The following is an 11819-nucleotide window of genomic DNA, read 5'->3' as shown; positions in this document are numbered from 1 at the left end:
CGATGATGTGAGTCAAGTTATGAACGAACATGTCAGTCCCGCTGTGAACTAACGTGTGAGTCAAGTTGCGAACGAACGCATGAGTCCCACTGTGAACGAACGTACGAGTCCCGCTGTGAACGAAGTTGAGAATCACGACTGACGTCAAGACGTCACCGTTCTCCCGTCCACAGCCGGACCGGAGACACGAGTCGGACGTGATTGTTCACGCTTTGTTCACACCTGGCGTTTCCGGGCAAGAAGAGAGCCCCGCGATCCCCCTGTTTCCAAGGGTTCGCGGGGCTTGTCTATGGCGGTGACGGTGGGATTTGAACCCACGGTAGGGGGTTACCCTACACAACTTTTCGAGAGTTGCACCTTCGGCCGCTCGGACACGTCACCGCCGAAGAGTTTACGTCACGTCGAGCGAACCCGCCAATCGAGGCGGGCGCACGCCCCAAGGCGCTGCAGCGCTCGGCCACGGCGACCCTTCACGCCACGGCGCGGCGAGCGCCCGCGAGCCACGCGGCGAGTGCGAGCAGGATGCCGCCGCAGACGCGCTCGATCCACACGGCGCCCCTCCGCTTGAGCAGACGGACGGCCTGCGAGCCGAGCAGCGCGTAGGCGAACATGATCGCGAAGTCCAGCGCGCAGAACACGATGCCGATGACGATGTACTGGGGCAGCGCCGGTGATCCGGGCACGATGAACTGCGGCAGGAGCGCGCCGACGAAGAGGTACCCCTTGGGATTCGTCACGGCCACGAGGAAGCTCTTCGTGAAGATCGCTCCTCGCGCCCCGCGGGGATCGGCGGCCGGATCGTCGTGCAGCAGCGCGCCGCGTGAGAGGATCATCCGCACTCCGAGGAACGCCAGGTAGGCGACCCCGACCCACTTGATCACCGTGAACGCCGTCTCGCTGGCCATGAGCAGCGCACCCAGGCCGACGCCCACGGCCACCACCAGCACGATGTCCGAGGCGACGGCGCCGAGCATGCCGAACGTCGCGCGCCGCACGCCGTAGCGCGACCCGTTCGCGAGGGCGAGCAGCACGGTCGGGCCGGGAATGGCGATCGCCACGACGGCGGCCAGCGCGAATGCGAGCAGGGTCGTGATGTCCCCGGGCGAGCCTCCGAACGACGGGCAAAGGGCGATGGAGAAAGTGCGACTGGCAAAAGGGCGGCGGGCTAACGGCGACCGCCCGACGGCGATTGGCGCACAGCCTAACGGCCCTACAACTCCGCCGTGACCGAGATCTCGGCGCCGTCCGGCGCGATCAGCGTCACCACCACCTGCACCGGCGCGCCGAGCGGCACGCCGATCTCGACGGTCGAGCCGATGAACCGGCCGACGCGCCGCACCCGGCGGAATGAGATCGTCCCCTCCACCAGCGGCGGTCGCGGCGCGGTCGGCACCGCCGCCAGCTCCACCTCGGCGTTCAACCCCCGCAGGATCGGTCCCGGAGGGAACGGACGCGGCCGCTCGAAAGGATCCCGCGGACGCCGGAACGGATCTCGGCCGCGGCCCCGCGCGGCGACGACCCGCAGCCGGTACGGCTGGTCGAGCGCCGCATCCGTCGCGACGACGACCACCACCCCGGTCAGAGACCGCGGCGTGATCCCGATGAGATCGAGCGTGGCAGCCGGCGGCGGGGGCGGGGGCGTCCACCCGGGGATCGTCATCGAGCGGGTGGTGCTGCGGCCGCGCGGGTCGGTGATCGTGATGTCGACGGTGACGGATGCCGCGGCATCCGCTCTCGAGAACCACAGCGCTAGAGGCGACCGACCCGCCGACCGCGCCCCGCGCTCGAAGACGGCCGCGCCGCCGGGCGCCGCGCTCAGCGCCGTCTCGGTCAACGATGCGAGAGAGAAAGGCCCGATCGAGATCGGCGCCGGTCCGGCTCCCGTCACGACGGCGCGCAGCGTGTGCTCGCCGAGGCCGACCGCGGCGATCGGCGCGGTGGTGGCCGTACGCACCACGAGACCGAGGTGCCCGGCATCCGTCTCAGCGAACACCAGGTCCTCGAGCACCGGCGGCGTCTCAGGCGCCGCGAGCACCGAGACGACGTCCGACGGCGGCGAGTGCAGGCCGCGCACCGCGCGCTGCGGCTCGATCGCCTGGGGCACCGCGATCGCGCGCACGAGCCACGGCTGCCACGCCGGCGGCATCGCGCCCTGCCACCGTGCTTCGTAGACGAGGTGCCCGGTGACCGCGTCGCGTACGGGCGTCGTGCCGTCGAGCTTCACGGCCGCGACCGCCTCGGCGAACGCCGGCCCCATCGTGTCGGCGCGCAGGGCGGCGCGGTCGCTGCGCGTCCGCAGCAGCCGGAACCGTTCGACGGGGAGCGAGCTGGCCGCTTCGAGGTTCAGCAGCACCTCAGTGCCGGTCGTCGTCGCGACCGGCGACGAGCGCACCACCGGCGGCTCCGGCCGGCTCAGCCTCGGCGCGATCACCACGCGCAGGTGCTCGTGCGGCTGCGTGCCGCCGGTGCCCTGAGGCCACGGCGACTCCACCGCCGTCGACGACACGATGGTGACCGCGAAGAGGTGGATGTCGGTCGACCCGCGCGGCAGCGTCACGTCGGTCGTGCGCGCCGCGGCGTCGACCTCGGCGAGCCGGCGGAACGCACCGCGCTGCCGGTCGGGCGTCAGACCGTCGTATGCCGCGCGCAGCGCCACGAGCCGCTCCGACGGGCTCAGCGCCGGGTCCGCCTGGGGCGAGAGCCCCGCCGTCTGCCGCAGAGCGGTCTCGGCGCACTCCCACACGACGGCGGTGCGGGCGTCGGCTCCGGCGGGCAGGCTCCACGCCACCGACGCGTGCGAGCAGCCGGAGGCGTCGGGCAGGCTCGCGAGCGGTACGTCGGGCAGCAGGGGCGGGGGGAGTGGATGCACCGGAACGGGGCTCGCCGCCTGGATGTCGGTCTGCGCCCCGAACGGCGTCGGACTCGGTCCGGCGAGCAGGTGGCGACGCGCCCACAGTGCGGCGCCCCACCGCCGGACCGTGGCGAAATCGAGCGTCGGCACGGTCGCGGTCAGCCGGTAGCGCCGGGCCGAGCCGCGCGGCGCGCCGCCGAGCGGAGCGGTGCCCTCCTCGTTGAGCTCGATCACCGTGCAGCCGACGCCGGTGGGCGTGTCGCCGGCGAACGTGATCGCGAGGTCACGGGCGAATCCGCCCGCGGGCATCGCCCCGGTCGGCGACAGCACCGACGGCACCGGGGGGGCAGGCGCGACCGGATGGAAGACGACCCGCACGTCGATGCGCGACGGCCGCCGCTCCGACCACTCGGAGGCGACGTCGACCTCGAGCGTCGTCGGCGCCGCAGCGGAACCCGCGTACCGGGTGTCGAGCTTCGCCGTGATGATCGCCGGCAGCTCGGGCTCGGGCTCGTTCCCCGCGTACGCGATATCGCGCCAGGGCGACCACACCCCGAACACGTCGGCGACGGCCATGCCGTAGCGCACCGACCGTCCGCCGCTGCCCAGCGGGATCACGGCGGGCGCGTGCATGAGCGAGGCCCGGTCGAATCCGGGCTGGCCCTGCGGAGCATCCGGCGAGATCGCGACCGTGCGCCAGCCCTGCGGAACGCGACGCTCGATGATCGCGTCGGCGACCGGGGCGCCCGCGTCCGAGACGATGGCCGCCTGCTGCGTGGGCGTGCCGAGCATGGCCGAGGCGAGCGCGCGCTTGTGCGAGAGCCGGATGCTCTCCCCCCACGCCTCGTCGGGCTGCCGCGGTTCGACCAGCCCGGCGCGCGTCGCTGTGAGCTGACTGGGCGACGGCACCTGCGTCAGCCGTGCGCCGCGGGGTGCGTACGCGGCGAACTCCGCCGAGCCCATCCCGCCCGGCAGCGGCTGACCTTCGACGACCTGCTCCCCCGGTGCGAGCACGTTGCCGTACTTCGCCGTGATGAGCAGTTCGTCGCCGCCGATAGGAATCTGGTCGTCGTCGAACCGCTCCACCGAGTACACCGACCCGAACCCGGTCGCGAGATTCAGGAACGGGTCGACCTGCGCCGTCAGGCCGAGCACCGCCCAGGGCCGCACGTCGGCGTTCGCGTCGAGCGACGAGGTCGAGGCCTCGTCGACGTGCGGAGCGGTCGTCGGCATCCACGCCTCGGTCTGCATCTGGCCGAACTCGGGCAGACCCGGGTCGTAGAGCGCCTCGATCGCGGGGAAGACGAACTTGCGCACCTCCTCGACGAGCGAGGGCGGGTCGGGCTCCTCCCACGCCGGGGCCTGCACGCCCGCGGGGGTCAGGCCGTCCCAGCCGAGCGGCGGCGCGCCCCGGGTGAGCCGGTGCAGCGCGGCGTCGACCGGGCGGCGGGGCGCATCGACCCACCCCTGGTCGCCGGTGTCGTAGTCGCCGAGCGGATCGTCGGCCGGCAGCCCGACGAGTTCGAGGGGCTTCCAGTCGTCGGCGTTGACGATGTCGTGCAGAGTCGTGATGGCGACGGACGGCGAGTGACCGTTGACGAGCAGGGCCCACGTCGCTCCGCCGGTGCGCAGGTCGAACTGCGCCGCTGCACCCGCGGCGACGCGCTGCGCGGCGGCGCCGACGCTGCCGGCCAGCCCGTCGCGACCGACTCGGTAGAGGAAGAGGCCCACCGGTCGTGCGGGGTCGAGCGGCTGGCAGTGCACGACGACGCGTCCGGCGTCGACCCCGCCCCAGCCGAGGCGCAGTCCGTCCGTCGTGCCGGTCACCTCGGCGTCGACGCGCTCGGGCTTGCGTCGCTGAGAGACCGGACGCCGCCACACCATGAAGGGGCCGTGCGGCACGCCGAGCTCGGCGGAGCAGGCCCACACGACGCGCACATCGCCCGAGCGGCGCTTCACGCGCTCCCAGTCGACCTTCTCCCCGAGGAACTGCTCACGCTCCCGCGCGACGCGGGTCCAGTCGATCTCGACGGCCTGCGCCCGCATGCGGAACGGATCGGCGATGCGTGCCATCAGTCCTCCACCTCCCAGGGCGCCCGCTGCAGATCGACCCGGACGGCGGTCGTCGCGGTCTCGGTCGTGGTCGTCGGCATGACGTCGCGGTGCACCAGGGCGAAGCGCGCCTCGCAGCCACGCGCGGAGGGGCCGAGGATCGCGATCGCCCGCGTGCCGCCCGGCCCGCGGATGATCCGCTGCACCGTCGCCCGCGGCAGGTCGCCGGTGGCGGGCGGAGTGGCGTCGTTGCGCAGCACGAGCCACTCGCCCGGGCGTCCGGCCCAATAGCCGTGACTCGGATCGGGAGCGTCCGGCGGCGCCTCGATCCACGTCGGCACTGTGCGGGTGCGCCACATCGGCTCGCTGCCCTCGACGACCACCGCGAGAGGCTGGGGTGTGGCATCCGTGCTCCACAGCACCCGCGTCCGCGGCCAGTCGGGCACCGGCTCGACGTCGAGGCCCGCACGCTGGAGGGCGTCGTCGACGGCGGCGCCTGTGGGCTGGTCGGCGAGCGCGGTGATGGCCGAGAAGTCGGTGACCGCGCGATGCTCGACGACTGCTCCCGAGGTGAGGGCGGCGAGATCAGGCGTGTCACGGAACCGCGACGTCGTGAATCCGACGCGGTGCACGAGGACCGGGTCGGCGCCGGTTCCCTTGACGACGCTGTGCACGTCGACGAGGTAGTCGGTCAGGGGCTCGAAGTCGTACTCGAGCGTCGTCGTGTACACGTTGGTGGCGTCCTCGTCGACGTTCACGCAGTCGAGGCCGTCCTCGCCGATCACCTCGAGCACGGCCGTGTGCCACGGCTTGAGCACCCCGTCGGCGCTCTCGAGGGTCGCGATGACGCCGTCGGGATCGAGCGGGAGGACCACCCCGTCGGCGGGTGAGCCGCCGCCCGGAGGGGCGGGATGGTCGCCGGATGCCGCGCGCACGGTCACCCGCAGCTCGCGGCCGTACGCATCGAAGAGCCCCGTCACGCGCTGCGTCGCGAAGACGATCCGCACCTTCTCGCTAGTGAAGACGCCCACCTCGTCCATGCTCGGCGAGGTGCTCGTGATCCACGGGTCGAGGTCGATCGGGGCGGCACCGGCCGTGCGGAAGGCGAACGTCTGCGGCGTGCCGACCGGGTTCCAGCCGTCGCCGTCGTCACCCGTGCCGGGCTGCGCCTCGCCCTCCTTGCTGGTCGCCTCCCACGTCACCGCGATCGTGTAGTCGGTGCCGGGATGCAGCAGCGCGACATCGTCGGCGCCTTTGGAGAGGGCGTTGGACAGCGCGGTCCTATCGCGGTCGATGGTCAGCTCGTCCCACTCGTGGCGCTCGCGCTCACTGGCGAAAGCTCCCGTCGCCGCGACGACCACGAACGGATCGCTGAACTGCTTCTGCCCGCCGTCGCGGCGGCGGCCGATCACGACGCGGGATGTCCCGTCCGGCACGCTCTTGAGGGGCACGAAGACCGGAAGCAGCAGGCGCCCGCCCTGACGCAGCCGCCCGGCGATCACCCCCGCGCGCCACACCGGATCCGCCCACGGACCGCCGGGCTCGACCCACTCGTCCGGCAGGCGGTGGGCGCCGCCGAGCATGTCGGACGCGTTCACCGGGCGCTCGTCGAGGGTCGTGCCGTCGGCGGCCTCGCACCGCAGCACGACCCCGTCGTTGAGCCCGCGCTCGTCGACGAGCAGCAGTGCGTGGAAGGCCACGAAGGTGTCGTCGTCGCGGACGAACGCGACAGCATCGCCCAGCTCGTGCGGGCGGAACCCGGTCTCCTCCCACGCCCTCTTGACCAGGAGCTGCTCGTCTTCGGTGCCCCACGGGGCCGGCTGATCGAGGTCGCGGTACGGCGAGCGGAGCACGGCGCCGCGGCATCCGCTCTTCCCCCGCCGGCGGCGCACCGGCGCTCGCCGTCCGTCGTCGACCGGCGCGGCCGCCTGGGCTTCCCAACCGTTGCGCTGGGCGACCGCGCCGAGATCGTGGAGCGACCCTCCGTCGCTCAGGTACTCCGCCGCCTCGGCGAGCGAGACGCCGCTCGCGAACGCGCCGGCGCTGAACGTGGTGGGCGGCAGGCCATCCCAGCGCCCGAAGGGATCGCGCGGGTCGACGGGGTCGGCGGCGGGATCGAAGCAGAGCACCTGGTCGCCGATGACGATCGCCGGCGCGGTGCCCTGCACGAGATCGACGCGCGGACGGATGCGCCACAGCTCGATCACGCGCACGCGCAGATCGGCGGCCTGGGTGCGCACGGTGCCGGGCGGGTCGGGCCACGCCACGCCGGTGAGCCGCCAGCCGTCGTCGCTCGGGCCGTCGGGGCTGTCGTGGAAGGTCCACAGGATGCGTGCGGGCGGCGCACCCTGCGAGCACACGCTCCCCCACTGGTGCCGCACGGTCTCGACGAGATTCTCGCCGTAGGGAACGGCGGTCGGCGTCGCCGTCGGCAGCCAGTCGAGCAGAGCCAGCGTCGGACCGGCGTGCGGGCCGGTGGCGGCGAGCGGCTTGATCCACGTGCTGGGGGCGTCGCCCGGGCCGATGCCGCCGGTGAGCGTGATCGCGTTGACGCGGTACCGCCACCAGCGGTCGCCGATGCGCGTCCAGAAGTTCGGGCCGCCCGCCGGCAGGTTCACCGGCGGCTCACCGAGGATCTCGACGTCTGTGCCGCCGGGACCGCCGTTCATCTGCGGCGCCGTGTGGAAGGCGATGAGCGGGATGGCGTCGATCGGCACGACCGGGACCGGCTCGGCCGTGCCCTGCCGGGCGGCGTCGCCGAGCTTGCCGTCGATGACGTCGCCGGCCCCGGTGCCCTCGACCTTCGCAGGGGTCCTCGAGATGAGCGAGACTCCCGCGACGAGCTCGCGCGGCGTGGGTGTGGGCGTCGGCGGCCCGCCGATCGTGAGGCTCACGCACCCCTTGACCGAGAAGAAGAAGAAGTCCACGCTGCCGCACACCTCACCGTGGACGTACGGCTCCTGGGTGATCGTGCCGTCGGGATTCGTGCGCGTGCCGACCTGCACCTCGAGCGTCGCGCTGGCCGAGATGCCCACGATCCACAGGCGCAGCTCGCCCCGCACGTAGATGAGGCCGGCCAGGTAGAACGGGTCGAGTCCGAGGATCGCGTCGAAGCCGGCGGCGACCTCGAGGTAGAGGCCGATCGACTTGCTGCCCATGAGCACGGCCTGCAGGTGGAACCCCGTGGCGACGGCGAAACCCGACGGCACCGACAGCGGCGGGGTCGTGGCGAGGCTGATGCCGTTGCCGTGCACCATCAGATAGCCGCTGCCGCGGATGACGTCGAGCACCGAGACCGTGACGCGCTCCGCCTCCGGGTAGCGGCCGAGGTCGACGAACCAGTTCTCGGGATTCGCCGTCTCGAAGCTTGCCGTGACCGGAACGCGCACCGTCAGGATGCTCTCGATCTCGTAGGCCGCGACGATGCCGATGAGGATCTTGCCGGCGGCGAAGTCGATGTCGAGCACCGCGAGGAAGGTCGCCGTCTGGTTGCTGCCGAAGACGGGCGGAAGGCTCAGCACGTCGGCCTTCATGATGAGCAGCAGCCGCGGGCCGGGCAGCTCGATCAGCACGATCCCGTCGAGGTGCACGGTGAAGCCGCCGTCGACCGTGCCGACCGCGATGCCGGCCGCGAAGGCGAACGCGCCCGGCTCGAGCCTCCATCCCTCCGGCGCCATGACCTCGCCGGTGCGCGGGTACTGCGCCATCACCCAGTCGAGGGCGGGCGTGAGCGATCCCGCGAAGGGCGACTCGTCGCGCTTGTAGTTGACGCCGATGCCGCCCATGAACCCGTAGATCCCCAGGCCCGAGTTGCCGAGCAGGATCGGCACGGGGAACTCGACCCTGCCGCCGACGAGCACGCCCGTCACGCCCCGGGCAGGGTCGCGCTCGACCGCCAGCACGGCGGCGACGCGGATGTTGACCGGGGTGACGGTGAGGTCGAACGCGCCGCGGAACCCGAACTCCGTGAACTCGAGCGACCCCGAGCCGTGGAGCGTGCCCGGGATCTCGATGCTCGCTCGCAGCTTCGTGATCTGCAGGTCGAGGGGCGGTCCGTCCAGCCGCACGCGCACGCGCACCGCGTCGACGCTGACGATGCCGAGATCGACGCCGAGCCCCACCTCCACCTCGAGGTAGGTGGGATTGTCGCGACTCACCCGGAAGCCGAGGATGCGCAGGATCTCGTCGAGCGGCGGCGTCGCCGTGAGCGCACCGGCCGGCACGTCGAGCGAGTAGCCGCGGCTCGGGTCGAACACCGGCAGCGGAACGTACTCCACGGGCGTCGAACCCGTGCCCCACTCCGACCGCACGCCGATCGCCTTGTACCGCGCCTTGATCGGCTTGGCCGGATCGACCCGGACGAGCTCGATATCGAAGCTGAAGGCGATCTCCAGATCCAGCAGGATGCTGATCTGCACACCGCGATCGGATGCCGCGGTGATGCCGTCCGGACCGAGCACACCGCTCGACACCACGAGCTCGCCGCCGCGCAGCATCAGCTCGTGCGTGTGGAGCACGTCGCTGGCGCCGAGGGCGACGCTGCCCAGCGCGACGATCGCCCCGGCGGCGGGCGAGAGCTCGACGGCGCTCGCCGTGAGAGGCGCCATCACGGCGAGCGCGCCGAGCACGTTGAGGGTGTTGGCGTCCGCCTCGCCCTCGGTCATGAGGGCGAGACCGTCGAGGTCCTGGTCGGCCGCGCGGAACTCGGCCGTCACGTCCCACGCCGCGCGGTCCTCGCTCAGGCGCAGGCGCACGAGGAAGAGGCAGATCCCGTCCGACGGGTTGCGCGCTCCCGAGCGGAGCGGGCTCTCGCCGCGACGGGCGAGCGACGACTCCGCCGCAGTCTCGATGTCGAACTCGCCGTAGATCTCGGCCCGGACGAGGGTGTCGCGCACGATCTCGACGCGCACGCCGATCTTGCGGAAGCAGTCGGGGCGCTGCGCCTGCGGCGGCCGGGGATCGGTCCGCGGTGCGGGCGGGAGCACCGTGCGCGTGATCTCGGCGCGGCAGATCTCCTCGGTCGCGGGCATCGGCTGCCACCGCGCGACGGCGAGCCACCAGTAGGCCGCGCCCCGGGCGGGCCGGGGCGTGACACCGTCCATCAGACCGGGGATCGTCGCCGTCGAGTTCGCGAACGCCGAGCCGTGCGCCGTGCCCGCCTGCACGTTGGTGAAGCCCGCCGTGCGCAGTGCGCGCATCGCGGCCTCCATGCGGCGGCGGGACAGCGCGAGGTTGTGGCTGTCCTGGGCGGTGGAGCCCGGGTCCTCGTGCGACGCGTACCCGTCGACGGTGATGAACTGTCCCGCACCGATCTGCGCCACCCTGGCGGTCATCGCGGTCTCGAAGGACGAGCCCGCGGTCGCGCTCGTCGTGCGCCCGGAGGCCGGCCGGTCGCGCATGTCGGCGTTGCTGTCGGCCCACGCCAGCCGCGCGTCCTCGCGCGTCTGCTCCTCGGCCGACAGCGGTGGCACGGGTGGGGGGACGGGCGCCGGCGGCAGCTGGCCCGCGGTCGGGCGGTCGAAGAGGAACCAGCATCCGGCCGTCTGCGCGACCCCGGCCGGAATCGTCGCGGTGACCGACACGGGTGAGCCGGCGGCGACCGGCACGGTGAGGGTCTCGCCGGTCGAGCTGCCGCCGCTCCAGGTCCAGGCCACGAGGCGCCGGGGCTCGAGGCGCACGGTCACGTGCGTCGCGGTCTCGCTCTCCTTCATGATCACGTGCGTGCCGCGCTGCGTCGGCCTGACCTCGGTCGTCGACCCGCCCGGCCCCGACCCGCCCGAGGCCGTGGTGTCGCGTGCGACGGTGATCGTGCGCACGACCGCCGCGGCCGGGCCGGCGTCGTCGGCTGTCACCGTGACGGTCATGGTGCCGGTCGCCGGTGTGACGACGGGAGCGCGGTCGTCGGTGACCGCGGCGTTCGAACCGACCGTGATCGACGTCGTGACCGGCGCGATGCCGCCCTCGGTGTCGACGACGATCTCGGAGTTCTCGGGCAGCATCGCCGTGCCCGTGCCCGGGTCGGCGATGTAGCGGCCGCCCGGCCCGCGGAAGCTGACATGGATGCGCGGCGAGCCGCCGCGGTTGACGACCTCGGCCTCGAAGATGCCGGTCACGCCCTGGTGCTCGCCCACGCCGATCCACAGGTTGCGCACGCCGGCGCTGACGGCGACGCCCTCCAGTCCCGACGGCGAGACGAACAGGCGCACCTCGGGCAGGAAGAGCCCCTGCCAGGCGGCGGGCTGCACGCGCGCCTCGGGCGGCAGGCCGCTCGGCGCCGCTTCCCCCGACAGATCCAGCACCGCCGTGCGGTACGCGAAGCCGACCGTCGACCCCGGCCCGATGAGCGCGTAGGGCGGTTCCATGCGCACGAACTCGTAGATGTCCTCCGTGCCGCCGCCCGAGCTCGTCGCCGACGACAGCAGCTTCACGGCGACCGACTGCCCGGCGAGCTGCATGACGCGCACGCGCAGCTGCGGGATGACGAAGGAGACGTCCGGGAACGCCGGATCGGGGATCAGCTGCCCCTGGGCGTCGAGCTTCGCACCGACGAGGCCGGGCACCCTGATCGCCGCGAGCGGCGCCGTGATCACGACGCGCCACCCCGATGCGGGCGCCTGCAGCTCGCCCACCGCGACGGTGACGTTCGGATCCCGCAGCTGCAGCACGGAGCCGCCGCCCCCGAGCCCGCCGGTCGTGAGGTCGAGGCCGGGGATGCTCGTCACGCTCTGCGTCACCGAGGTGACATCCCACGTGCCGAACTCGTCGGTCTCGGTCGAGGTCGTGACCGCACCGGTCATCTGCTCGAGCAGCGGGCGCAGCCGATCCGCACCGCCGCCGGCTCCGGACAGTGTGTCCCAGAGGCTCATGGCGCCCTTTCCGCAGGATGGATCACCGAAGGAGCGACCCCGAAGGCTCG

3 protein-coding genes and 1 tRNA gene are annotated in these 11819 nt (G+C 72.7%); all 4 read right to left on the bottom strand.

Annotation, left to right across the window (positions count from 1 at the left end):
* Nucleotides 1–290: 290 nt before the first annotated feature.
* The 4 genes from OB08_RS12780 to OB08_RS12765 all read right to left on the bottom strand — a co-directional run bounded on the left by OB08_RS12780 (nt 291) and on the right by OB08_RS12765 (nt 11769).
* Nucleotides 291–381: transfer RNA gene (locus OB08_RS12780), tRNA-Ser, on the bottom strand.
* An 89-nt stretch (nt 382–470) separates the two neighbouring features.
* Nucleotides 471–1058 carry a LysE family translocator gene (locus OB08_RS12775; protein WP_461475298.1) on the bottom strand — a complete coding sequence of 196 codons (588 nt, stop codon included), beginning with the start codon at nt 1056–1058 and terminating at the stop codon, nt 471–473.
* A gap of 152 nt (nt 1059–1210) precedes the next feature.
* A complete protein-coding gene (locus OB08_RS12770) occupies nt 1211–4924 on the bottom strand; it encodes a hypothetical protein (RefSeq protein WP_461475296.1) in 3714 nt (1237 codons plus the stop codon).
* Nucleotides 4924–11769: a DUF6603 domain-containing protein gene (locus tag OB08_RS12765; RefSeq protein ID WP_461475294.1), complete on the bottom strand. Its 6846-nt coding sequence runs from the start codon at nt 11767–11769 to the stop codon at nt 4924–4926. The genes OB08_RS12770 and OB08_RS12765 overlap by 1 nt, the downstream gene beginning before the upstream one ends.
* Nucleotides 11770–11819: the final 50 nt, after the last annotated feature.

It is taken from the genome of Microbacterium sp. HJ5 (assembly GCF_054824025.1).
This window is presented reverse-complemented; position numbering and strand designations above follow the sequence as displayed.

Coding starts and splice junctions, on each gene's coding strand:
- OB08_RS12770 (WP_461475296.1), bottom strand. CDS start 4,924: ATGGCACGCATCGCCGATCCGTTCCGCATGCGGGCGCAGGCCGTCGAG.
- OB08_RS12765 (WP_461475294.1), bottom strand. CDS start 11,769: ATGAGCCTCTGGGACACACTGTCCGGAGCCGGCGGCGGTGCGGATCGG.